The organism is Coprococcus aceti (assembly GCF_025567285.1).
Classification (GTDB): Bacteria; Bacillota; Clostridia; order Lachnospirales; family Lachnospiraceae; genus Coprococcus; species Coprococcus aceti.
In genome coordinates this window covers 106,966-131,126 of the sequence record NZ_JAOQJT010000002.1, presented here as the reverse complement: position 1 = coordinate 131,126, position 24,161 = coordinate 106,966, and the positions used below count along the sequence as shown (strand labels likewise).

At 44.2% G+C, this 24,161-nt stretch carries 19 protein-coding genes; 1 reads left to right on the top strand and 18 read right to left on the bottom strand.

Annotated features, from left to right (window positions below):
• Positions 1-6: 6 nt before the first annotated feature.
• The gene (gene ruvB, locus OCV54_RS03010) at positions 7-1,014 is read right to left on the bottom strand and encodes a Holliday junction branch migration DNA helicase RuvB (protein ID WP_022216513.1); all 1,008 of its coding nucleotides are present in this window, start codon (positions 1,012-1,014) and stop codon (positions 7-9) included.
• Positions 1,015-1,039: 25 nt separating this feature from the next.
• Positions 1,040-1,642, bottom strand: coding sequence for a Holliday junction branch migration protein RuvA (gene ruvA / locus OCV54_RS03005; protein WP_022216514.1), 603 nt, complete (start codon positions 1,640-1,642; stop codon positions 1,040-1,042).
• 202 nt (positions 1,643-1,844) lie between these two features.
• Here ruvA and OCV54_RS03000 point away from each other — a divergent pair, with 202 nt between their 5' ends.
• Positions 1,845-2,903 (top strand): ribonuclease H-like domain-containing protein, encoded by a 1,059-nt coding sequence (locus OCV54_RS03000; RefSeq protein ID WP_055222596.1) that lies wholly within the window; start codon positions 1,845-1,847, stop codon positions 2,901-2,903.
• Positions 2,904-2,974: 71 nt separating this feature from the next.
• On the opposite strand, the gene OCV54_RS02995 is transcribed toward OCV54_RS03000, so the two are convergent.
• The 16 genes from OCV54_RS02995 to OCV54_RS02920 form a co-directional block, all read right to left on the bottom strand.
• The gene (locus OCV54_RS02995; RefSeq protein WP_055222594.1) at positions 2,975-4,924 is read right to left on the bottom strand and encodes a bifunctional 4-hydroxy-3-methylbut-2-enyl diphosphate reductase/30S ribosomal protein S1; all 1,950 of its coding nucleotides are present in this window, start codon (positions 4,922-4,924) and stop codon (positions 2,975-2,977) included.
• Positions 4,925-4,940: 16 nt separating this feature from the next.
• Positions 4,941-5,603, bottom strand: coding sequence for a (d)CMP kinase (cmk, locus tag OCV54_RS02990; protein WP_022216517.1), 663 nt, complete (start codon positions 5,601-5,603; stop codon positions 4,941-4,943).
• A gap of 40 nt (positions 5,604-5,643) precedes the next feature.
• Positions 5,644-6,903 (bottom strand): BaiN/RdsA family NAD(P)/FAD-dependent oxidoreductase, encoded by a 1,260-nt coding sequence (locus OCV54_RS02985; protein ID WP_022216518.1) that lies wholly within the window; start codon positions 6,901-6,903, stop codon positions 5,644-5,646.
• A gap of 98 nt (positions 6,904-7,001) precedes the next feature.
• A complete protein-coding gene (locus OCV54_RS02980; RefSeq protein WP_015534888.1) occupies positions 7,002-8,408 on the bottom strand; it encodes an oxaloacetate decarboxylase subunit alpha in 1,407 nt (468 codons plus the stop codon).
• A gap of 41 nt (positions 8,409-8,449) precedes the next feature.
• Entirely contained in the window at positions 8,450-9,580 is a 1,131-nt protein-coding gene (locus OCV54_RS02975) for a sodium ion-translocating decarboxylase subunit beta (protein WP_055222592.1), read from the bottom strand.
• 41 nt (positions 9,581-9,621) lie between these two features.
• A complete protein-coding gene (locus OCV54_RS02970; RefSeq protein WP_055222590.1) occupies positions 9,622-9,984 on the bottom strand; it encodes a biotin/lipoyl-containing protein in 363 nt (120 codons plus the stop codon).
• Positions 9,985-10,003: 19 nt separating this feature from the next.
• Positions 10,004-10,981 carry an OadG family protein gene (locus OCV54_RS02965; protein WP_055222586.1) on the bottom strand — a complete coding sequence of 326 codons (978 nt, stop codon included), beginning with the start codon at positions 10,979-10,981 and terminating at the stop codon, positions 10,004-10,006.
• Positions 10,982-10,996: 15 nt separating this feature from the next.
• Complete coding sequence (locus tag OCV54_RS02960) at positions 10,997-12,412, bottom strand: acyl-CoA carboxylase subunit beta (protein ID WP_015534885.1); 1,416 nt, start codon at positions 12,410-12,412, stop codon at positions 10,997-10,999.
• Between the two features lie 240 nt (positions 12,413-12,652).
• Positions 12,653-13,177, bottom strand: a complete 525-nt coding sequence (gene pgsA, locus OCV54_RS02955) for a CDP-diacylglycerol--glycerol-3-phosphate 3-phosphatidyltransferase (RefSeq protein WP_055222584.1) — start codon at positions 13,175-13,177, stop codon at positions 12,653-12,655.
• Complete coding sequence (gene rimO, locus OCV54_RS02950) at positions 13,174-14,487, bottom strand: 30S ribosomal protein S12 methylthiotransferase RimO (RefSeq protein WP_055144533.1); 1,314 nt, start codon at positions 14,485-14,487, stop codon at positions 13,174-13,176. The genes pgsA and rimO overlap by 4 nt, the downstream gene beginning before the upstream one ends.
• A 28-nt stretch (positions 14,488-14,515) precedes the next feature.
• Positions 14,516-15,358: a bifunctional methylenetetrahydrofolate dehydrogenase/methenyltetrahydrofolate cyclohydrolase FolD gene (gene folD, locus OCV54_RS02945; RefSeq protein WP_055222582.1), complete on the bottom strand. Its 843-nt coding sequence runs from the start codon at positions 15,356-15,358 to the stop codon at positions 14,516-14,518.
• Positions 15,359-15,370: 12 nt separating this feature from the next.
• Entirely contained in the window at positions 15,371-17,041 is a 1,671-nt protein-coding gene (locus OCV54_RS02940; protein ID WP_022216523.1) for a formate--tetrahydrofolate ligase, read from the bottom strand.
• 19 nt (positions 17,042-17,060) lie between these two features.
• Positions 17,061-19,958, bottom strand: a complete 2,898-nt coding sequence (locus tag OCV54_RS02935) for an FtsK/SpoIIIE family DNA translocase (protein WP_055222580.1) — start codon at positions 19,956-19,958, stop codon at positions 17,061-17,063.
• Between the two features lie 21 nt (positions 19,959-19,979).
• Positions 19,980-20,861 (bottom strand): undecaprenyl-diphosphate phosphatase, encoded by an 882-nt coding sequence (locus OCV54_RS02930; protein ID WP_055222578.1) that lies wholly within the window; start codon positions 20,859-20,861, stop codon positions 19,980-19,982.
• 59 nt (positions 20,862-20,920) lie between these two features.
• A complete protein-coding gene (locus OCV54_RS02925; protein ID WP_055144542.1) occupies positions 20,921-21,613 on the bottom strand; it encodes a ClpP family protease in 693 nt (230 codons plus the stop codon).
• 76 nt (positions 21,614-21,689) lie between these two features.
• Positions 21,690-24,092: a glycoside hydrolase family 94 protein gene (locus OCV54_RS02920; protein WP_055222577.1), complete on the bottom strand. Its 2,403-nt coding sequence runs from the start codon at positions 24,090-24,092 to the stop codon at positions 21,690-21,692.
• Positions 24,093-24,161 lie beyond the last annotated feature (69 nt).

Below are 24,161 nucleotides of genomic sequence, written 5' to 3'. Positions count from 1 at the left end.
TCTCCTTTACTTATCCTTTATAAATGCATCCAGTCCAAAATGTCTGTAACATAGATCAGTGACAACTCTTCCCCGGGGAGTTCTGTTTATGAATCCATTCATTATGAAATACGGCTCATACACATCCTCTATCGTGCCCGGATCCTCACCAACGGCAGCCGCCAGTGTATCCAGACCGACAGGCCCTCCTGCAAATTTCTCTATCATTGTCATTAATATATTTCTATCGTTCACGTCCAGTCCCATGGAATCGACCTGAAGCTTGTCCAGAGCGGCCTTAGCAACATCGTGATCTATATGGCCGTCATGACACACCTCAGCATAATCCCTGCAGCGCTTGAGAAGTCTGTTCGCAAGTCTCGGTGTACCTCTTGATCTTCTTGCGATCTCAAGTGCACCCTCCTCGTCTATGTCAACTCCAAGAACCTCCGCTGACCTCATCACTATCTCTCTCAGATCGTCATGGGTATAAAATTCCAGCTTGTCCACCATTCCAAATCTGTCCCTTAGGGGAGCCGACAACATTCCGACCCTCGTCGTTGCACCTATCAGTGTAAATCTTGGCAGATCAAGTCTGATCGACCTTGCACCTGCGCCCTTGCCTATCACAACATCTATTGCGTAATCCTCCATAGCCGGATAGAGCACCTCCTCAACCTGTGTGCTGAGTCTGTGTATCTCATCGATAAACAAAATGTCGTTGTCCGACAGATTGTTGAGTATCGCGGCAAGCTCACCGGGCTTTTCTATGGCAGGTCCCGAGGTGATCTTGATATTTACCCCCATCTCATTTGCCACAATGGTCGACAGCGTCGTCTTACCAAGTCCCGGCGGTCCATACAGAAGCAGATGATCCAGTGGCTCATTTCTCTTCTTCGCCGCCTCTATGAATATGTGCAGATTATCCTTGACCTTTTTCTGTCCAATATACTCCGACAGATACTGAGGTCTGAGATTATATTCACTTTTCTGTTCTTCTATGTCCAAGCTTTCTGTTGAAATAATTCTGCCCATTTTTTCTACCTATCTGATCAATATTCTATATCATAAATCTGAGTGCCGCCTTAAGAAGCTGCTCCTCATCCATATCCGCTGAACCATCTACACGCGAAACAGCACGTCCCGCCTCAACACCTGAATATCCAAGTGCTGTGAGAGCCGATATGACATTTGTTCTCACATCGCCTGCAGCGGTCTGCACAGCAACCGAATCATTGTATGCTGCATCTATCATATCCTCCATACTCAGCTTATCCTTGAGCTCCAGAATGATCCTCGAAGCGCCCTTTGCCCCGATTCCATTAGCCTTTGATATGGCCTTTACATCCTCAGATATGACCGCAAGCCTGAGCTCGTTCACGGTGAGTGTTGACAGAAGAGACATGGCTACCTTTGGTCCCACACCACTCACTCCCAGCAGTATCTTGAACACATTGAGTTCATCTGCGTTCTCAAAGCCAAACAGACTTATCTCATCCTCGCGTATATACATGTATGTGCTTACTTTTATCTCTGAATGTACCGGTGGAAGCTTCTCCATAAACTTTCCGGATACCATGAGCTGATACCCTATTCCACCACACTCGATCACTATATAATTGTCACCCTTTATTTCAAGTGCTCCTCGAATATATGAAATCATCCGTTAACTTTTCCTGTCCTGTAATATATGACGGTATCTCAAAATCGCATAGAAACCGACATTAAATCTTCGTAATTATATCATATTATTTATCAATTGTGAATATATGTTTGCTTTTTTGAAAAACGACAGCTACTATATATATTGCAGAACAATGCATGTTCTATAATGTACCTTACGCAAGGAACCAAAAGGAGCCATTATGATAATTTTTGAATATACTGAAGACATAAATGTAGATACAGCTCACATATCGGACGAGCTGTCGGATATACTCTATTTTGATATAGAAACAACCGGCCTCAGCGCCAAACGTTCGGATCTCTATCTGATCGGATGTTCATATTTCTCAGACAGTGCATTTCGCACCCAGTTGATATTCAATGACAACGGAACTTCAGAGCCTGAAATGCTGTCCCATTTTGAACAGATCCTAAAGAATCACAAAATACTGGTGTCATACAACGGCGATACCTTTGACATCCCCTACTTGCTGAAAAAGATGGAGCAATTCGACGTGGACACTACGCTTGACAATATACAGAGCGTGGATATATATAGAACAACCAGAAAATACAAAAAGCTTCTGCGTCTGGACTCGGCTAAGCAGTTTGACATAGAGCATCTGATTGACTTCCAGAGAAATACTTTTATATCAGGAGGCGATCTTATATCCGCCTACAAGCATTATCTGAGTTCTCACGACGAATCTCTGCTTGACGATATGCTCACCCATAACCATGACGATATAAGAGGGCTTATATCTATATCTGAATTTGTGAATATCCCTCATATTCCTGATGACTTTCAGATAGATGATATATCCGATACCATCGATTCAATAACATACAACTGTTCCATTCCAAAGCTTCCATGCCGCATAACGGAATCCCTGAATGGAATTCTTGTAAATGCATGTGACACACATATGCATGTGGTCGTTCCAAAGACCCGGGACACCGAAATGAAATACTTCTTCAAGGACTACAAAAATTATTACTATCTACCTATGGAGCACATGGCCATACACAAATCAATGGCGGCTTATGTGGACGATGCCCACAAGGAAAAAGCGACAAAGGACAATGCTTTCACCACCAAGACCGGCAGCTTCATACCCTGTCCACCAGGATTTCACGGAGAGATATTCTATGATACAGATCTTAAAGGAAACCGTTTTCTTTCGGACAGCACCGAATTACACGAAAAATGTGAGCAATCCCACGCCTATATCCTTGCAGTCCTGAACAAACTATTCTGATATAAATATTCTGACATAAAAAAACCGTAGTCATTATCGACTACGGTTTTCTTAACTGTCTATATATCAGATTACTCCTCTGTGTCCTCTGCTACATCATCTGTATACTCTGGAGCTGGAAGTAATTCCTTTACGCTGAGACTGATCTTCTTGTCATCTGCATTGCACTCAACAACAACTGCCTCAACCTCATCGCCTACCTTGTATACATCCTCTGGCTTGTTAACATGCTCATATGAGATCTGTGATACATGGAGAAGTGCGTCAACACCTGGCTCAAGCTCGATAAATGCACCGAAATCAGCCATTCTTGCTACCTTACCTGTAACTACTGTTCCAGGAGCATACTTCTCTGCTGCGTTAAGCCATGGGTTTGTATCATCAAACTTAAGGCTGAGAGCGATCTTCTCGCCGTCAATGTTCTTGATGAATGCCTTAACAGTATCACCAACCTTGAGAACTGACTTAGGATCGTCAACTCTTCCCCATGACATCTCTGAGATGTGAAGAAGTCCATCTGCTCCACCGAGATCTATGAATGCACCGAAGCTTGTAACGTTCTTTACAACACCCTCAACTATCATTCCAACTTCTATTCTATCAAACAGAGCCTTTGCAGCCTCTGCCTTTCTTGCTGCAACGATCTGCTTTCTGTTACCAATTATTCTTCTCTTCTTTGGCTGGTACTCTGTGAGTACAAACTCGATATCCTGATCAAGGTACTTGTCAAGATTCTTCTCATATGTATCTGAAACAAGACTAGCAGGGATAAATACTCTTGTCTCATCGTACATAACGTTAAGTCCACCGCTTACAACCTGAACAACCTTACCTGTAAGGATCTCTCCTGACTCAAGAGCAGCCTCAAGCTTCTCATTAGCCTTCTCTGCAGCAACTCTCTTGTATGAGAGAAGAACTGATCCCTCGCCATCGTTTGTCTTAACAACCTTGGCTGTTATCGGATCATCAACATGTACAAGCTCTGTCAGATCTGCATTAGGTGTGTTGGTATACTCGCTTCTAGGAATAATACCATCTGACTTGTAGCTGATGTCTACCAGAATCTCATCAGGTTTAACATCGATAACTCTACCTTCTACTATCTCTCCTGTCTTGATTGAGACTCTGCTCTCATCATTCTTTAATAATTCTTCAAAATTCATCTCGTCCATCCTACCATGAACCTCCTTAATAATTTTGTTTGGGGTAGATGCCCCAGCTGTAATACCTACCCTACTAACGGATTCAAAAGTAGTCAAATCCAAATCAACGAGTGTCTGTATATAGTAAGTATTCTCACATTCTTTTTTACTAATCTCATATAACTTCTGAGTATTAGAGCTGTTCCGACCACCTATAACAATCATGGCATCTACCTTTGATGCAATCTCCTGCGCCTCCCTTTGACGCACAGACGTAGCATTACAGATAGTCTTATAAGCAGTAACATTATACAATTTATTTCGAATAATATCAACAATATAATTAAATTTTCTGTAATTAAAAGTTGTCTGACTAACTATCGATATATTATCCGCTGTTTTGACCTCTCCGTCAATATATTTTCTTACAAAAGCCTCAGCCTCCTCCTCGGAACCTATGACTACCGGAGGCTCTACACACCAGCCCACGATTCCTTTCACCTCGGGATGGCTTGAGTCGCCTATGATGACGACTGTATTTCCTTTCTGCCCTTCCTCGCGCACTATGTTGTGTATCTTCTTGACAAATGGACAGGTCGCATCTATCACCGTATTCCCACCAGCCTCCAGAATGTCATATATCCTTTTCTCAGCGCCATGGGATCTGATTATGACCTTGCTGTCTTTTATCTCAAGCAATTCGTCATCACTGTCGATCACCTGCACTCCGTGCTTTGTAAGGTCACCAACCACCTCTTCATTGTGTATTATCTGACCATAAGTATACACATTTTCCTCGTCAGCATGTTCGTATGCTGTATCCACCGCACGCTGAACGCCAAAGCAGAATCCGGCACTCTTTGCAAGTAATATCTCCATATCTAAACCACCTGTATTACATTCTCTCTCTTGCAAGTCCGACTATAGTGTCTGTAACCTGCTCTATCGTCATATCTGAGCTGTCGATAAGAACCGCGTCATCAGCCCTCTTTAAAGGAGCTGTTTTTCTCTCCATATCCTGCTTATCCCTCTGGATTATATCCTGCTCTATCTTCTCTATATCAATATTCTCAGCGCCCTTTGCGACAAGCTCGTCATATCTTCTTTTGGCCCTCACTGCCGAAGAGGCGGTAAGGTATACCTTGAGCTCTGCTGAAGGAAGTATATTTGTTCCTATATCCCTTCCATCCATGACAACATCATTTGAAGCAGCGAGATCCCGCTGGAGTGACAAAAGCTTTTCCCTGACGCATGGAAGTGCAGATGCCTTTGAAGCCATATTACCGGCAGCCTCAGTTCTCAGCTTTCCTGTTACATTCTCGCCGTTAAGGTAGACCTGCTGTGCTCCATCCTCATATTTTATCTCCACGGAAATGTCCGCTATGCTTTTCTCCACCAGGTCTTCATCGCTGGCAGATATATCGCTTTCTGTGAGATATACAGCCACCGCCCTGTACATGGCACCTGTATCCACATATATAAAACCAAGCTCGCCTGCCGCCTTTTTTGCTATCGTGCTTTTGCCTGCACCTGCAGGTCCATCTATTGCTATATTCATATCTTCGTCTCCCTGTAATTAAATTGACTGTCGTCCACGCCTATTGTAAACTCTCGGAAGCAGAAAGTCCAGCCAGATATCCAGTCGACCACGCCACCTGCAGGTTAAATCCACCTGTCAGCGCATCGATATCCAGCAGTTCTCCGGCAAAATACACGCCCCCCACAAGCTTAGACTCCATGGTGGAAGGATTTACCTCTTTTACGCTCACTCCGCCTCTTGTGATTATAGCCTCATCATATCCCCGAAGCCCCACAAATGTAAGTCTGAATTCCTTCAGCACATCTATAAGTCTCTGTCTTTCTTCCCTGGTCACTGAGTTGACCTTCTTATACGGATCGATACCGGATCTCTCCACAACCACATCTATCATCTTGATCGGAAGCAGATCTCCAAGAGAATTCTTGAAGTCTTTGTTTGCATATTTCTTGAAATCCTTGAGGAGTCTGGCATCAAGCATATCTCTGTCCATAGCCGGCTTCAGATCTATGTACATGTCTATATCTTTTCCAATATACCTGTGTATATATGCGGAGGCCTTGATCACCAGCGGCCCACTTATGCCAAAGTGGGTAAACAGCATCTCCCCCTGTTCGTCAAATATTTTCTTCTTTCCACTGCTTATGTGAAGTGCCACGTTTTTAAGCGACAGTCCCATCATCATGGAGCAGCATTTCTCTTCTATCTCAAACGGAACCAGTGATGGACTTAACGGCTTTATCGTATGACCCATATGTTCTGCCAGTCTGTATCCGTCTCCGGTAGATCCCGTGAGTGGATACGATCTTCCGCCGGTACAAATTATAACAGCATCACAGTATATCCTGTCATTGCCTGTCCCGCCGTTATCTCCTGATACGTCAACACTCTTTATCCTGCCATCCTCTATATTGATTCCTGTAACCTTCGTATTCAAATACAGACTTATATTTTTATTTCTGTTTATAAGAGTTTTGAATGCTCCTATAACGTCTGAAGAATGATCGCTTGTCGGGAACACTCTTCCTCCGCGTTCTATCTTGAGCGGACATCCGGCCTTCTCCAGATAGTCCATTATCATATTGTTGTCAAATGTATAAAAGGAGCTGTACATAAACTTGCTGTTTGTGACCACTGAATTAAAAAATCCGTCAGCGTCACATGCATTTGTCACATTACAACGTCCCTTACCTGTTATAAATAACTTTTTTCCGATCCTGTCATTCTTTTCAATGAGAATGACCTTATTCTTCTGTGCCGCTGTCAGTGCAGCCATTACCCCTGCAGCTCCTGCTCCTATAACCACTATTTTTCCTGTCATATTATCTCCATATATTAAACAAAAGGACAGAGACTCCGCTCGCGGAGCTCCGTCCCTTTTTATGATCATTTATATATCTGACCTTATGAATTCAGTTATTAAACTGGATAAGCTGTGCTGTCCTTGTCAGCAAGTGTGACATCGACCTTCTTATCCTGAGCCTCTCTGTACTTGAAGAAGTCAGTTGCGACCTGTGGGAACAGTGCATATGTGAGTACATCCTCATCCTGCTTCTTGTACTGGATCATCTCCTTCTCAATCTTGTCGAGCTCGTTCTCAAGAAGATCTGCTGGACGGCATGTGATCTGCTTCTCATCGCCGATAACCTTCTTCTTAACCTCTGGATCAACAGGCTTTACTGACTGACCATACTCGCCACGTACAAGTGCCTTTGACTCCTTTGTACACATCTTGTATCTCTCGCCTGTTACGACGTTGAGAACTGCCTGCGTGCCAACGATCTGGCTTGAAGGAGTAACAAGTGGTGGCTCACCATAGTCCTTACGAACTCTTGGAACCTCCTCAAGAACTGCCTCGAACTTATCCTCAGCACCCATCTCCTTGAGCTGTGATACGAGGTTTGAAAGCATTCCACCAGGTACCTGGTAGAGAAGTGTCTTAACGTTAACGCCAAGAACCTTTGGATTTAAGAGACCACTTGCGATCCACTCTTCTCTGAGTGGTCTGAAGTAGTCTGCTATCTCAGCCAGAAGCTTCTGATCCAGACCTGGATCAAACTCTGTTCCCTCAAATGTCTTGGCCATAACCTCTGTTGCAGGCTGTGATGTACCAAGCGCAAGAGGTGAGATTGCTGTATCGATGACATCACATCCAGCCTCTACAGCCTTGAGATATGTCATTGAAGCTACACCTGATGTGTAATGTGTATGAAGCTGAATTGGAAGGCTTGAACCATCCTTGAGTGCCTGTACAAGCTCTGTAGCCTTATTTGGAACAAGAAGTCCAGCCATATCCTTGATACAGATTGAATCTGCTCCCATATCCTCGATTCTCTTTGCCATATCCTTCCAGTAATCCAGAGTATATGCATCACCGAGTGTATATGAAAGAGCTACCTGGGCATGTCCACCCTCTTTGTTACAAGCCTTAACTGATGTCTGAAGGTTTCTAAGATCGTTCAGACAGTCAAATATTCTGATGATATCAATACCATTTGCGATTGACTTCTGTACGAAATACTCTACAACATCATCTGCATAATGACGGTATCCGAGGATATTCTGTCCTCTGAAGAGCATCTGCAGCTTTGTATTCTTGAATCCATCTCTGAGCTTTCTGAGTCTCTCCCATGGATCCTCCTTAAGGAATCTGAGTGATGCATCAAATGTTGCGCCGCCCCAGCACTCTACTGAATGATAACCAACCTTATCCATCTTGTCGATGATAGGAAGCATCTGCTCGGTTGTCATACGAGTAGCTATAAGTGACTGATGCGCATCACGCAGTACAGTTTCCGTAATCTTTATCGGTTTCTTATCTGCCATTTTATCGTCCTCCTATATAATTTCATTGCCTAAATTCTTAATTAAATTCCAAATATTGCAAGGAATGTACCAGCTGCTACGGCTGTACCGATAACACCTGCAACATTTGGTCCCATAGCATTCATCAGAAGGAAGTTTGTAGGATCATACTGTGCTCCAACCTTCTGTGATACTCTGGCTGCCATTGGAACGGCTGATACACCAGCAGAACCGATAAGCGGATTAACCTTGCCCTTTGTCGCCCAGCACATGAGCTTACCGAAGAGAACTCCGGCTGCTGTACCAACTGCGAATGCGACAAGACCAAGGAATACTATCTTAAGTGTACTCATCTTAAGGAATGCCTCTGCACTTGTAGAAGCACCTACTGAAGTACCAAGTAAGATAACTACGATATACATAAGAGCGTTTGAAGCTGTCTCTGTGAGCTGCTTAACAACGCCGCACTCTCTGAAGAGGTTACCAAGCATCAGCATACCTACAAGTGGTGCTGTTGTTGGAAGTATAAGAACTACCACAAGTGTAACGATGATAGGGAAGAGGATCTTCTCGATCTTGGTTACAGGTCTGAGCTGTGGCATTCTAACAAGTCTCTCCTTCTTTGTTGTGAGAGCCTTCATGATAGGTGGCTGTATAACAGGTACAAGTGACATATATGAATATGCCGCAACTGCTATAGGTCCGAGAAGTGTTCCACCCATGCCGAGCTTACCGGCAAGGTAGATAGATGTAGGACCATCTGCACCACCGATGATCGATATAGCCGCAGCCTCTTTGCCGTTGAATCCCATAAGGAATGCAAGGAAGTAAGCTGTATAGATACCGAACTGAGCTGCAGCGCCGAGCAGGAAACTCTTCGGGTTCGCGATAAGCGGACCAAAGTCTGTCATGGCACCTACGCCCATGAATATAAGTGAAGGTAAGATACTCCACTCATCAAGCAGGTAAAAATAATGTAACAAGCCGCCCTCTGCCATAATATCTGGGAACATGTTTACAAGAAACATACCAAATGAGATAGGGACAAGAAGAAGTGGCTCAAAACCCTTTCCGATTGCAAGATACATGAAAGCAAACGCTATAAGGATCATAACGTAATTCTTCCAGTCAAGACTTGCAAAACCGGTCTGATTAGCTAAATTTGTCAAAACGTCAACTATTGTGCTGCCCATTTAGTTGTTTCCTCCTATAAGATTTATTCTAATTCAAGCAATTAGTTGAGTGTTGCAAGTGTGTCGCCTGACTCAACACTAGCGCCTACTGTAACATCTATGCTTGCGATAGTACCATCTTCCGGAGCAACAACTTCGTTTTCCATCTTCATAGCCTCAAGGATAAGGATTACCTGACCCTTCTTTACTGAGTCGCCAACATTAGCCTTTACTGCAAGGATCTTACCAGGCATAGGTGATGAAACCTTAACGCTTCCTGCGCCGCCTGCTGCTGGTGCTGGAGCTGCAGGAGCTGCTGCAGGTGCTGCCACTGGAGCTGCTGCTACTGGAGCTGCGCCACCTGATAATTCTTCAACTGATACATCGTATGATGTGCCATTAACTGTGATTCTATAATTCTTCATAACAATTATCCTCCTATAATTATCTCTTATTCTTTTTTCTTGGTCTTACAACCAACTTATCGTTACTTGGATAGTTTACACGAACTCTTGTCTTTCCGCCCTGTGCCGCCATAACCGCTGCTGATATAACCGCAACAAGCTCTGAGTCGTTCATAACGCTCTCACCGGTCGCTGTGTTGACAATGTCTACTATTCCAGCTGGAGCAGGTGCGCTTCCTGCAGGAGTCTCATCCTCCTTGTCAACATTTAATGTTGCAACGCTTCCAAGAGCCTTCTTTGCCTTCTCAGCCTTTCTCTTCTCTCTTGTCTCCTTGTCCAAAAGAGCCGGAACATACTTGAGAAGTGAAATTATGAATGATATGAAGATAAGTGCTATAAACACGATACCCATACCTATGAGGGTATTTGCTCCCGCATCCTTCATCTTGTCCTTAAGTGTCTGATTAGCAGCAACTTCAAATTCGGAAATCTTGTATGGATAAACACCATTTGATGCAAGCATCTGATCAGCCTCTTCTTCTGAATACTTATTCTGAGCCATCACTGAATACTTCTGGAAATTGTAAGTTACCGAATTGTCTACAAATGTTGCCTTTACTATAGCTTCTTTTTCTGCACATTCTGCATATAATGTAACAACAACCTTGTCATCAACTTCTTGTATTGTTTTATCATCTTCATCTTCGAGATTGACCGGCTTAAACTGCTGGAATTTACCATAGTCAGACTCAATCGTTGAAAAAACCTTTAATGCATCAGCAGTCGTTTCATCTACCTGACCGCCATTTGCCTCTTCATCCACATAGAAATTATATACATCTTCAACCTGCGCAATCTGCATGTAATTCGTAGCCTGTGTTTCTGCTATCTGAACCAATGTGTTTCCGTCATAGTCAAATTCTACTTTCTTGTCTGAAGACGAACATCCGGCAAGTGCAAATGTAACAGCTAACATAGAAACTATCAATAATAACTTTTTCTTTATTATCTTTTCCATTAAGTTGTCACTCCTTTATATTGTTCCATGCTTCTTGAATGGTCTGTCCTCACTCTTTGAAAAAAGCATATCGAGTGCTGCTATAACTCTCTTTCTTGTTGCATCAGGCTCGATGATATCATCCACGTAGCCTCTTCTCGCTGCAGATACGGCACCTGAAAGAGCATCTGTGTACTCAGCCTTCTTCTCCTTGATATAAGCAAGCTTGTCACCGGCTGCTGCGATCTCATCTTCATACATGATCTTTACAGCCATCTCTGGATCCATTGTTCCGATAACTGACTTAGGCCAAGCAAATACAACATCAGCTCCGATAGCCTTTGAACACATAACTGTGTAGGCTGTACCATATGCCTTGTCAAGCATAACAGTTACCTTTGGCACTGTTGCGTTGGCATAAGCGTAAGTAAGCTTTGCAACAGCCTTTGAGATAGTCTTCTCTTCCTTTACAGTTGCTGCAAATCCCTTGATGTTTACAAGTGTGACAACTGGGATATTGAATGAATCACAAAGCTTTACGAAATCCTCTGCCTTATATGCACCGGCTGTTGTCATGACATCCTTCTGGTTTCCGACAACACCGACTGTCTCACCGTTAAGTCTGATAAATGCAGTAACAACGTCATCTGCAAAATCCTTCTTGAGCTCGAATACAAACTCATCATCAGTGATATCTGCTATAACAGCCTTCACATCCCCTGCCTTTGTAGCAAGATCTGGGATGATTCTGTTCACATCATCCTCACATACTGCGCAGTCGCCATCATCCTCATTGTTTGATGGAAGAAGACCTACCATAGTTCTCACTGCACCGAGAAGCTCTGCCTCTGTGTCGTATACTGCGTCAACATTTGCTGTGTTCTCTGCAACATAATCTGCTGCTGCAGTGTCAAGCTTCTCTGCACGGTTCTCATCCAGTGCATTTGGACTGTTAACAAAGAGCTTAGCTCCTTCCTTAGTCATGAATGTTACGTCTGTGAGATTAGGTATAAGTGCTGCACCACCACCGCATGTACCAAATATAGCTGTGATCTGTGGTATTACACCTGATGCAAGAGTCTGCTTCATGAATACCTCTCCAAATGCATTAAGAGCATCTGTAGCCTCCTGAAGTCTGAGTCCGGCACAATCGATCAGCCCGATAACAGGTGCACCCATCTTCATTGCCATGTCGTAAAGGTTTGCGATCTTCTTGGCATGCATCTCGCCTATAGAACCGCCGAGCACCTTTGCATCCTGGCTGTAAACATAAACTAAATTGCCATCGATCACTCCATAACCGGTTATTACGCCGTCTTTTGGAGTATCCTTGTCCTGAATGTTGAAATCTGTATTTCTAGCAGTTACATATGCGCCGATTTCAACAAAACTTGAGTCATCAAGTAACATTGAAATTCTGTCACTTGCTGACAAGCTTGGTGTGTTGCTCATTTTTAGCCCTCCGTTTAATTTATTTTAGGACTATATATAGTCCAATTTTCGCCGAGTATAATTGTAAAGCCTTTGTCGTCATATTTCAAGTAAAATCGAAAAAACCACCAAAGGTTTATCGGCGTTGTAAGCAATTATTTTTCAAAATAAAACAGGGAATCTGTGTAAAATATACCCCCAAACAAAAGTATACCCCAAATTCCCCGTTGAATTATAAAATCTGTTTTATTTTTTACTGTTTTAGTCCTTGAGAACTTCTCTGTTGTGATACAGATAATCTCCAAGAGATATAAGTGTCAGTGCAAGTGCAAGGTAGATGAGCACCTGATCAAAGATGTAGAACACCTTGAGATCAGCTATCAGAAATCCTACCATGATCATCTGAACCGTTGTCTTGATCTTTCCCCACCATCCGGCAGCAATAACAATTCCCTTTTCTGCCGCAATAAGTCTGAATCCGCTTATTATGAAATCACGCGCTATGATCACTATAACGATCCATGCTGGGAGCCTGTTCAGATCCGACAGTGCTATGAGTGCCGAACATACCAGCAGCTTATCTGCCAGAGGATCCATGAATTTTCCAAAATTGGTGACCAGATTGTATTTTCTTGCAATCTTTCCGTCAAGCATATCTGTAAGTGATGCGGCTATGAATATTCCAAGTGCCACCCACTTCGACCATCCCGGTGACATATATAAAAACACGAGAAAGAATGGAATCATTATAGCTCTTAGTATTGTCAATTTGTTTGGTAAATTCATTCTACTATCACTCCTGTCAAGTCATATTCATTTGCCTCGGTTATCTTCACATCCACAAATGAACCGGATATCAATTCATATGGTGCGCTGACGAACACTATTCCGTCAACCCCCGGAGCATCTCTGTAGGTTCTTCCCACATATACATCATCGTCGACCAGATATCCCTCAATGAGAACCTTCTGGGTGCTTCCGATCATCTGCTGGTTCTTCTCATAGGAAATCTCCTGCTGAAGCTCCATGATCTCATCGCGCCACTTTACAGCCAGCTCTCCATCCACCTGATCCTCGTACTCCGCAGCCGGAGTGCCCTCCTCAGGCGAATAAGTGAATACTCCAAGCCTGTCAAACTCGCACTCGTCAACAAAGTCGACCAGACCATCGTGCAGTTCCTGTGTCTCACCTGGGAAACCAGATATGAGCGTGGTTCTGATGGCTATATCCGGCATGGCTGTCCTCAGTCTGCCGACAAGCTCCACAATGTCCTCTCTGCTGGTCCGTCTGCCCATTCTCTTAAGTATCGCATTCTCAGAATGCTGGATAGGTATATCGACATAATGGCAGATCTTCGGATTCGTGGCCATAACCTCTATTAGTTCATCTGTTATCTCCTCCGGATAACAGTACAGAAGTCTTATCCACTCTATGCCTTCTATCTCACTGAGTTTTGTGAGAAGCTCTGGAAGCTTCTTCTCACCATACAGATCAACTCCGTACAGCGTAGTCTCCTGTGCCACAAGGACAAGCTCCTTTATACCATCAGACGCAAGCTTTTCAGCGGATGCGATCAGGCTGTCCATCGGCATGCTTCTGTATCTGCCTCGTATGTGAGGTATTATACAATAAGTGCACAGTTTATTACAACCTTCTGCGATCTTAAAATACGCCATCGACGCATTTGTCGTTACTATTCTCTCGGCAATCGGCCTTGGAGTATAATTTATATCATCTATGATCGACTCCTCGTCGGTTCCTATTGCCTCAACTATCTTATCGTAATTGGTCGCACCAATAATGACATCGATCTCCGGAAGCTCCTTCATTATCTCGTCCTTGTATCTCTGGGACAGACATCCCGCAACGATAAGCTTTTTTAGTTTTCCGGTTTTCTTCAGTTCTCCCATCTCGATGATGGTGTTGATGCTTTCCTCTTTCGCATCGCTGATGAACGCACAGGTATTTACAACTACTACATCTGCCTCTGTCTCATCATTTGTAAGCTGGTGGCCGGCTTTGTTCAGCAAACCGAGCATGACCTCGCTGTCCACCAGATTTTTATCACAGCCTAGTGATATGAGTAATACTTTCATCTGTTCTCCAATAATTTTGCACTTGTTCTTAGTTTATATTTATTGATTCTACACAGTTTGACATGAGCATGGCTATGGTCATAGGGCCGACTCCGCCAGGTACAGGAGTTATCGCTCCGGCAACCTCCTTGGCTGATTCAAAATCCACATCACCGCAGAGCTTATTATTCTCATCCCTGTGGATTCCCACATCTATAACTGTTGCGCCTTCCTTGATGTAAGATGCATCGATCATTTCTGGCTTTCCTATTGCCACCACGAGTATATCAGCACGTCTGCACACTTCCTTGAGATTCCTTGTTCTGGAATGGCACACGGTTACGGTTCCGTTCTCACGGAGCAGCAGCATGCTCATAGGCTTGCCTACTATATTGCTTCTGCCGAGTACCACGCACTCCTTACCCTCTATCTCTATTCCTGATCTCTTGATGAGCTGGATAACTCCGGCTGGTGTACATGACACAAAGCCCGGCTGTCCTATGCTGAGTGCACCAACACTCATCGGATGGAAGCCGTCCACATCCTTCTTTGGAGATATGGTCTTTATAACCTTATCCTCATCTATATGCTTTGGAAGCGGGAGCTGTACAAGTATTCCGTTCACCTTGTCGTCAGAGTTGAGCTTCTCTATAAGTGCAAGAAGCTCCTCCTCAGTTGTCTCCTCTGGGAGCTCATATGACAGTGAACCTATTCCTATATACTCACATGCCTTCTTCTTATTTCCAACATATACTGACGATGCAGGATCATTTCCGACCTGGATGACAGCAAGGCATATCTCTACGCCCTCTGCCTTGAGTCCCGCAACCTTCTCCTTGAGCTCATCCTTTATCTGTTTTGATATAACCTTACCATCTATAAGCTTATACATTTATTTGTCCTCCTAGAATAATCCGACGATCTTGCCATCATCATCAACATAAATCCTTTCTGCCGCCGGGGATTTTGGAAGTCCAGGCATGGTCATGATCGTTCCGGTAATCGCTACCACAAATCCTGCTCCTGCACTGACATAAACCTCACGTATATTTATATCGAATCCTGTAGGTCTTCCAAGCTTCTTTGGATCATCTGACAGAGAATACTGGTTCTTTGCCATACATACAGGGAAGTTACCAAATCCCATCTCCTCGATCTTGGCGATGGCCTTGCTGGCCTCTGCGCTGTATGTAACACCATCCGCACCATATATCTCTGTAGCGATACAATTTATCTTATCCTTTATTGACAGGCTGTCATCGTAGAGCACCTTGAAGTTGCTCTTCTTGTTCTCCAGCGTGTTGAGCACTGCATTTGCAAGGTCTATACCACCCTTGCCTCCTTGCTCCCATACATTTGCAAGAGCAAAATCGCAATCTCTGTCCTCGCAGAACTTCTTGACAAAGTCAAGCTCTGCCTGACTGTCTGTGACAAATCTATTCAGAGTTACAACAACAGGAACACCATACTTCTGAAGATTCTCAATATGCTTCTCAAGGTTTACTATACCAGCCTTAAGCGCGTCAAGATTCTCCTCTCCGAGATCTGCCTTTGCAACTCCGCCATTGTACTTGAGGGCTCTTACTGTAGCAACCAGAACCACCGCATCCGGCTTAAGGTTGTTCATACGGCACTTGATATCGAAGAACTTCTCAGCTCCGAGATCTGCGCCAAATCCTGCCTCTGTTATTACATAATCTGCAAGCTTTAATGCTGTCTTTGTAGCCATTACACTGTTACATCCATGTGCTATATTTGCAAATGGTCCGCCGTGTACGATTGCCGGTGTATGCTCAAGTGTCTGGATAAGGTTTGGCTTGATGGCATCCTTTAAGAGCGCTGCCATAGCTCCTACAGCCTTGAGATCAGCCGCTGTCACAGGCTCATTGTCCATGTTGTATGCAACGATTATTCTGCCAAGTCTCTCCTGAAGATCCTTCATGTCACTTGCAAGACAGAGAATAGCCATGATCTCCGATGCAACTGTGATGACAAATCCGTCCTCTCTAGGCACTCCGTCGACACGCTTTCCAAGTCCGACAACTGTGTGTCTGAGAACTCTGTCGTTCATATCCATACATCTCTTGAACACTATTCTGTTCACATCTATTCTCAGTGCATTTCCCTGCTGGATATGGTTATCCATCATGGCTGCAAGGAGATTGTTTGCAGATGTTATAGCATGAAAATCTCCTGTAAAGTGGAGGTTGAGATCCTCCATAGGTACTACCTGTGCATATCCGCCGCCGGCTGCACCACCCTTGATTCCAAAACATGGTCCAAGTGATGGCTCACGAAGTGCGATAACCGCCTTCTTTCCAAGCTGTCCCATAGCCTCACCAAGTCCTACAGTGATTGTCGTCTTTCCCTCTCCTGCAGGTGTTGGATTGATGGCTGTAACGAGGATAAGCTTTCCGTTCTCGTTGCCCTCAACCTTCTTTATAAGCTCATCTGAGAGCTTTGCCTTATACTTTCCATAGAGATCGAGGTCATCCTCTGATATTCCGAGCTTTGCAGCAACCTCCCTTATGTGCTTCATCTCAGCCTTCTGTGCAATTTCAATGTCTGTCATCATAGCTCTTATCCTCCGCTTTTTATAAATTAGTGTCTATATATTCATCAAACTGTTCCTGAGTCATCAGGATCTTTCTGGCCTTTGTGCCCTCCTCCGGGCCAACTACTCCCGCGGCCATCAACTGATCCATGATCCTTGCGGCTCTGTTAAAGCCTATCTTGAACGTTCTCTGAAGCATACCTATAGAAGCTTTTTCTTTCTCTATAATGAATCTTCCCGCTTCCACGAAATATTCATCCTTATCACTGGCTGAAGCCCCACCTATCGCTGTGGCGCCTGATCCACCATTTCCGGATATTGATTTAGATATCTCCTCATCATATGTTCCCACGCCATTGTTCTTCTTGAGGAAATCAACAACCGCTGTAACCTCATCATCCGACACAAATGCGCCCTGTACTCTGACCGGCTTAGGATAGCCTGTCGGATAGAACAGCATATCTCCCTTTCCAAGAAGTTTCTCTGCTCCTACCATATCAAGTATGGTTCTGGAATCAACTCCCGACGAAACTGCAAATGCTATTCTCGATGGAACATTTGCCTTTATGAGACCTGTTATGACATCAACCGACGGTCTCTGTGTTGCTATGACAAGATGTATACCCGCTGCTCTGGCAAGCTGTGAAAGTCTCACTATAGCATCCTCGACTTCGCCGTGGGCAACCATCATAAGATCTGCAAGCTCATCCACTATGACCACTATCTGTGGCATCTTGGTCAGCTTTTCTCCATCAGCTCCCGCTATAACGGCATTTTCAACCTTGTCATTATATCCCTGTATATTACGTACACTGTGCTCAGCAAAAAGCTGGTATCTTCTTGTCATCTCCATGACAGCCCAGTTAAGTGCCCCTGCCGCCTTCTTTGGATCTGTTACGACCGGTATCAGAAGGTGTGGTATGCCATTGTAGCATGCAAGCTCAACCATCTTAGGATCTATCATTATGAGCTTTACCTCCTCCGGTGTAGCTTTGTACAGTATACTCATTATAAGTGTATTGATACACACTGATTTACCCGAACCTGTGGCTCCGGCGATCAGAAGATGCGGCATCTTGGCAATATCCGTTGCGATGACCTGTCCACTTATATCCTTACCAACCGCAAATGCCACTTTGGACTTGAGGTTCTTGAAATTATCTGATTCTATAAGCTCCCGGAACGCCACAATTGAGTTCTCCTTGTTAGGGACCTCTATTCCTATGGCTGCCTTGCCAGGTATCGGTGCCTCTATACGTATATCCGCAGCCGCAAGGTTGAGCTTTATGTCGTCCGCAAGGTTCAGTATCTTGCTGACCTTGACACCCTGCTCCGGCTGCATCTCAAATCTCGTTACAGCAGGACCGCAGCTATAGTTTGTTATGGTTACATTGACGCCAAATGTCTCGAGGGTATTCTTAAGCTTGATGGCTGTCTCCCTGACATGGGCATCCCTGTTGGAATTGTTCGTCTTTTTAGGCTGGGACAGCAGATCTGCCGTTGGGAATTTATATTTTCTTCCCTCCTGATACTGCTTTGAGCTCTCAGTCTGTACCGCCGGCTTCTTTTTGCTTTGAGCCGCGGTATCCGTCTTCTCCTCCTCCGCAAATGCAGAGTCGTAGAGCGGATTGTAATCTGACACACTCTCTGGATGCATATTGCCATTTACCGCTCCCGCAAGGACATCCTCCGCATCATCAGTAAATGAAAGTATCTCTGCATCCTCCATATCAGTGTCCACAGCAGCCAGCTTTGGTTCTTCAGGAGTTACGACCATCGGCTTTCTTCTCTTCACAGGTGCAGGCTTCCGCACCGGTTTATGCACAGGATCCTCTCTGTCTATCTGAACTGGATTGACGATCTCCTCTCTGTCGGTCATGACGATCTTCTCTATATCATTGTTAAATTCATCATAGGACATATCCACAGCGCCATCTCCAGGAGTGAGCTCGTGGACATCCTCCATGGCAAAGAAATCCCTGGCAGGCTCCCTCTCTACATTCTTCTGTGTCTTAGTCTTCCTTGGCTTGACCTGCGTTGCAGCAGTCCTGTCGGAAGCTCTGTCATCCTTGGACTTATCGCTGCTGTACACATTGAGATTTGCCATCGATGGTCTCACTCTGCGAACCGGAGTATCATTTACATCATGTGAGTAATAACCATCGTCATATCTGTCACTTTGATACTCCTCATCTTCATACTGTTCGTCATCATCGCTTTCTCTGCGCTCACGGATAGATGCTATAAAAAGTTTGATCTCGTCTATAACTGATATCTCCGTTATGAGAATGAACATGATAACCGCAGCTATAAATATTACTATGCACGCACCCGGAACTCCAAGCAGTGTCCTTATCGCAAAGAATATTCCTCCGCATATAACTCCTCCGCCCGATCTGTCCTTATACCCATCCATGTACAGAACCTTTACCGACTCAAAGGTCGATGAATATATAGCCTGAAATACCATGGACAACAGGATGAGCACAACGCCAAAATATACAACCTTTTTGACGATCTTCCCCCTGAAATCATTTGATATAAGATAGGCAGCCGACACAAACAGATATACCGGGAATATGTACTCGCTGAAACCGATTATTCCAAAGAAAAATCCCGATACGGTATCTCCCACTATTCCGCAGATCCTGAAGTTTGCAAGTAGCAGAAATACCGAAAATGCAAAGAGAACTATGAGTATGATCTCACTTCTCATCTGCTTCTGCCTTGCCAGTTCCTCTTCCCGGGCTTTGCGTTCTATGGCAGCCTTTGATCTGGCAGATATTTTTTTCGATGCAGTATTCTTCTTCGCAGATGTCCTGTTATTTGATCCGCCTTTTGAAGAGTTCTTTGCCACAGTCTTTTTAGACGCAGCGTTTTTGGACGTGCCATTCTTTGATGTATTGTTCTTGTATGACTTTTTATTACCACCAGCCATTTTCTACCTCTATTCTAAATCTTAAGCAACAAAATACCATATTACAGACACGATTCCCGCGATCATACAATATATGGAAAAGCCCTTAAAATTCTTTTTCTTGACCGTATAAAGCATAAATTTTATACATAAATATCCAACAACACCTGCAACTACCATTCCAACTATGTAATTTACAACATCAGTTCCTGAAATAGATGACTTAAACAGATCAGGTATCTCCAGTATGACTGCTCCCAGAACAGCCGGTATCGACATTATAAATGAATACTTTACCGTGAATTTTCTTGTGTAGCCGCATGCCAGGCCTGCAGTTATCGTACTTCCGGATCTTGATATTCCCGGAAGCGTAGCAACAGCCTGTGCCAGACCTACAAATATGGCGTTTCTGTATGTAGCCTTTGCCGCACTTTTCTTACCAGCCGGCAGTCTGTCCGCAAAATACAGGATAACAGATGTTATACACAGACAGATACCCGGTATCAAAAGTGTATCTCCCGCATGTCCTATAGCTTTGTCAAATGGGACTGCGATCACCGTCGTCGTAAGAGTTGACACGAGTATGAGCATAACAAACTTTCTGTATGCCGTACACACAATCTTCCTATACGGATATATCTGTCCCTCCTTCGAGGTCTTGTTCTTTATGAAATTTACCAGATTGACACAGCAGTCTCCAACTATCTTGAGTCCCTCTATAACAAGCTTCTTTATATCTGCCCAGTAGACTATAAATATGGCAACCAGCGTGCCAAAATGGAGCAGTATGTCAAATAATATACCCGTATCGGTCTCCACTCCAAAAATATTCTTGAAAATAGCCAGATGTCCCGAACTGCTGACTGGAAGAAATTCTGTAGCTCCCTGTATTATTCCCATCAAAATTGCCTGTAATAAGCTCATGACCAACCTCCCTTGATCGATGTTTATACAATATCTTATGGAATTTTACTATCATTTTCTTAATTAATCAAGTCATACAGCGTTTTTAAAGCCGCCGACATACCACCGATCCTGTCTATAACCCTTTTTTCGACAGCCTGTTTTCCTATCAGAACCGAGCCCACATCCTTGGTCAGCTCTGTCGTGTTAAACATAAGTTTCTCCAGTTCTTTCCTGTCTATAGATGAGTGATCCACTGTGAACTGTATGATCCTCTCCTGCATCTTCTCTATATATTCAAAGTTCTGCTTAACTCCAAGCACCGCCGTATTTGTCCTTATTGGATGAACTATCATCGTTGCGGTCGGCACTATAAAAGACACATTTCCCGACACCGCCAGAGGAACTCCTATGGAATGTCCGCCGCCAAGCACAATATTGACGACCGGCTTTGACAGGCTGGACAACATCTCAGATATGGCAAGTCCGGACTCAACATCGCCTCCGACCGTATTTATCAGAGTCAGGACTCCCTTTACATCTCCGCAGTTTTCTGCCTGGGCTATCACCGGAAGCAGCTTCTCGTAGCTTGTACTCTTCATACCGGCAGGAAGCTTGTCATGCCCCTCAATCTCTCCATATATTCCACATAACAGGATATAACCTCCACCTGGAACATCCATAACATGTATGTTGTCAGTGAGTTTTAACCTCTCAGCGATCGATACCGATTCCACTTCGCCTGCACCACCTTCCAACCCCAATCCACTCATTCCACATCAGGGCAAAAATTAAGAAGGGCTGAGCCCTTCTTAACTTAATATGGTATAAATAATGTATTTATATTCATTACATTACAAGCACGATATCGTTTGTATCAGCAAGCTTGTCAGCAGGGATATAATTGGCCTCAAGTTTCTCACCATTTAATGTGAGGCTCTGGAAACCGCTCTCATGTCCATCAGGATTCTGAACCTTGATTGAGAGCTTCTTACCCCTGAACATCTTCTCGATCTCAAACTCCTTCCAGTCTGATGGGACTGAAGGCGCGATCTTGATTCCGCCAAAGTCTGGTCTCATACCCATGATACCCTCAACGCAGCCAACCATACATGTGGATGCTGTACCTGTAAGCCAGTGTACATGAGCGCGACCCTCAAATGGACTTCCAACAGACTCTGTGAACTGTCCATGGCAGTATGGCTCAAGCTTTCTGATCTCTGCCTTATCATTCATGGATGCAGGAGAGCTCTCGTTGAAATACTCAAACGCTCTGTTTCCATGTCCCATGAGCGCCTCGGCAAGTATTATCCAGCCCTGTGGCTGTGAGAATATACCCGCATTCTCCTTTGTTCCTGCATTGAACAGAAGCATGAGTGCTCCGTCAAATGCATGCTCTCTGTATGGTGGGAACATAAGTCTCACACCGTACTCTGTGTTAAGCTCCCTGTGAACAGACTCAAGGGCGATCTCAGACTGCTTTCTTGTGGCAAGTCCGCTTATAACTGCCCATGACTGAGGATTCAGCCACATGCTTGCCTCAGGATCATTCTTTGAACCGATGACCTGTCCGCCTTCCTTGTATCCACGGATGAATCTGTCATCCTCCCAGCACTTCTCCTGAATGGTCTCACCCATCTTGTACTGAATGCTGTTGATGTAATCTATGTACTCTGCATCATCCTTCATCTCAGCAAAATACTTGATAACTGTCATCGCATAGTAGAGCTGCATTGCAACAAATGTTGACTCGCCTCTCTTTCCAAGTCTCAGACAGTCATTCCAGTCTGCCCAGAGTCCTGCCGGCATACCATTATCTCCAAGTCTGTTCATGGAGAAATCTATCGCTCTCTTAAGATGCTCATAAACTGTACCCTCATCCTTGTTGGCAAATGGAATAACCTCGTCTATGAAGTCAAGGTTGCCTGACTCAGCAATATACTTATATACAGTTGGGAACAGCCAGAGTGCGTCGTCTGCACGGTATGCAGGATGTCCTGTCTCCTGTACATATGATGGATCATCCGGTGTATCCTCATGACCTGCGTTATGTGTGAACTTTACAAGTGGAAGTCCACCGCCGTTGTCAACCTGTGCTGACAGCATGAATCTGATCTTCTCAAGAGCCATCTCAGGTGCAAGGTGGATAACGCCCTGGATATCCTGAACTGTATCTCTGTATCCATATCCGTTTCTCAGACCACAGTATGAGAATGATGCAGCTCTTGACCATATGAATGTCATGAAACACTGGTATGCATTCCATGTATTTACCATGTTGTTGAATGAATCACTAGGTGTGTGCACCTGGAAGTTGTTGAGCTTTGAATGCCAATACTCGATCAGCTCGTCAAGCTCCTTCTGACATGCTGCGGCAGGATCTGCGTATCCGGCTATGACAGCATTTGCAGCGTCATTGTCCTTCATTCCGACTATGAATGCAAAATCCTTTGACTCGCCCGGAGCAAGTGTGAATTTTGTCTGGAGTCCACCGCAGGCATTGCTGTTGTAGTTGAGCTTGTTGCCAAGATCTCCATTTATAACTCCGATCGGATTGCCGTAGCCGTGATATCTTCCAAGGAACTCCTCCTTGTCACCACAGTATGATGCAACATCACTTCCGGCAAGTGCAAAGAATCTTTTGTTTGCCTTACTTCCATTGATCTCAGCCTTCTCAACATTCTCATTGATGACCTGAAGGATCTTGTTGTTGTCCATGAAATATGTTCTGGTTATGAACAGTGTATACTGGAGATTTACCTGATCCTGCTCATAATTGCAGTCATTTGTAAACTCACAGTATCCGATAGCTGAAAGGTTACGAGGCTTATCAGAGTTGTTGGTAACTCTCACCTTCCACACTTCATGTGTCTTGTTAAGTGGAACATAATACATCACCTCTGACTTGATATCAGAATACTCTGCATACATCTTTGTATATGCCGTTCCATGGTGACATTCACTCTTATACACATCAAGACTCTTGCCTACCGGCTGCCATGATGCTGACCAGTAATCCTTTGTGTCATCATCGCGAAGATATACATATCTTCCAGGCTGATCAAAGCTGTTAAATATGTATCTCAGTATTCTTCCGTTTGCTCCTGACTTCTCAAAGCTGTAGCCTCCTGCGTTGTTGGAGATTATAGCTCCGTATTCCGGTGAACCAAGGTAGTTTGCCCAAGGTGCCGGGGTGTCTGGTCTGTCAATTACATACTCTTTGTTCTGTTCGTCAAAATAACCGTATCTCATATGTTTCCCCTTAAATCTGCATTTATTTTTTAGTTTGTTTATGTATGCCTTTATTTACTACAATGCCCC

Excerpts from the sequence above, each read along its gene's own strand:
- folD (WP_055222582.1), bottom strand. The coding sequence starts at position 15,358 with ATGTATAAGCTTATAGATGGTAAGGTTATATCAAAACAGATAAAGGAT.
- OCV54_RS02980 (WP_015534888.1), bottom strand. The coding sequence starts at position 8,408 with ATGGCAGATAAGAAACCGATAAAGATTACGGAAACTGTACTGCGTGAT.
- OCV54_RS02995 (WP_055222594.1), bottom strand. The coding sequence starts at position 4,924 with ATGGAGATATTACTTGCAAAGAGTGCCGGATTCTGCTTTGGCGTTCAG.
- OCV54_RS02920 (WP_055222577.1), bottom strand. The coding sequence starts at position 24,092 with ATGAGATACGGTTATTTTGACGAACAGAACAAAGAGTATGTAATTGAC.
- OCV54_RS02975 (WP_055222592.1), bottom strand. The coding sequence starts at position 9,580 with ATGGGCAGCACAATAGTTGACGTTTTGACAAATTTAGCTAATCAGACC.
- OCV54_RS02965 (WP_055222586.1), bottom strand. The coding sequence starts at position 10,981 with ATGGAAAAGATAATAAAGAAAAAGTTATTATTGATAGTTTCTATGTTA.
- ruvB (WP_022216513.1), bottom strand. The coding sequence starts at position 1,014 with ATGGGCAGAATTATTTCAACAGAAAGCTTGGACATAGAAGAACAGAAA.
- cmk (WP_022216517.1), bottom strand. The coding sequence starts at position 5,603 with ATGAATATAGCAATAGATGGACCTGCAGGTGCAGGCAAAAGCACGATA.
- rimO (WP_055144533.1), bottom strand. The coding sequence starts at position 14,487 with ATGAAAGTATTACTCATATCACTAGGCTGTGATAAAAATCTGGTGGAC.
- OCV54_RS02970 (WP_055222590.1), bottom strand. The coding sequence starts at position 9,984 with ATGAAGAATTATAGAATCACAGTTAATGGCACATCATACGATGTATCA.
- OCV54_RS02935 (WP_055222580.1), bottom strand. The coding sequence starts at position 19,958 with ATGGCTGGTGGTAATAAAAAGTCATACAAGAACAATACATCAAAGAAT.
- OCV54_RS02960 (WP_015534885.1), bottom strand. The coding sequence starts at position 12,412 with ATGAGCAACACACCAAGCTTGTCAGCAAGTGACAGAATTTCAATGTTA.
- OCV54_RS02940 (WP_022216523.1), bottom strand. The coding sequence starts at position 17,041 with ATGATGACAGACATTGAAATTGCACAGAAGGCTGAGATGAAGCACATA.
- OCV54_RS02925 (WP_055144542.1), bottom strand. The coding sequence starts at position 21,613 with ATGAGTGGATTGGGGTTGGAAGGTGGTGCAGGCGAAGTGGAATCGGTA.
- OCV54_RS03000 (WP_055222596.1), top strand. The coding sequence starts at position 1,845 with ATGATAATTTTTGAATATACTGAAGACATAAATGTAGATACAGCTCAC.
- OCV54_RS02985 (WP_022216518.1), bottom strand. The coding sequence starts at position 6,903 with ATGACAGGAAAAATAGTGGTTATAGGAGCAGGAGCTGCAGGGGTAATG.
- ruvA (WP_022216514.1), bottom strand. The coding sequence starts at position 1,642 with ATGATTTCATATATTCGAGGAGCACTTGAAATAAAGGGTGACAATTAT.
- OCV54_RS02930 (WP_055222578.1), bottom strand. The coding sequence starts at position 20,861 with ATGAGCTTATTACAGGCAATTTTGATGGGAATAATACAGGGAGCTACA.
- pgsA (WP_055222584.1), bottom strand. The coding sequence starts at position 13,177 with ATGAATTTACCAAACAAATTGACAATACTAAGAGCTATAATGATTCCA.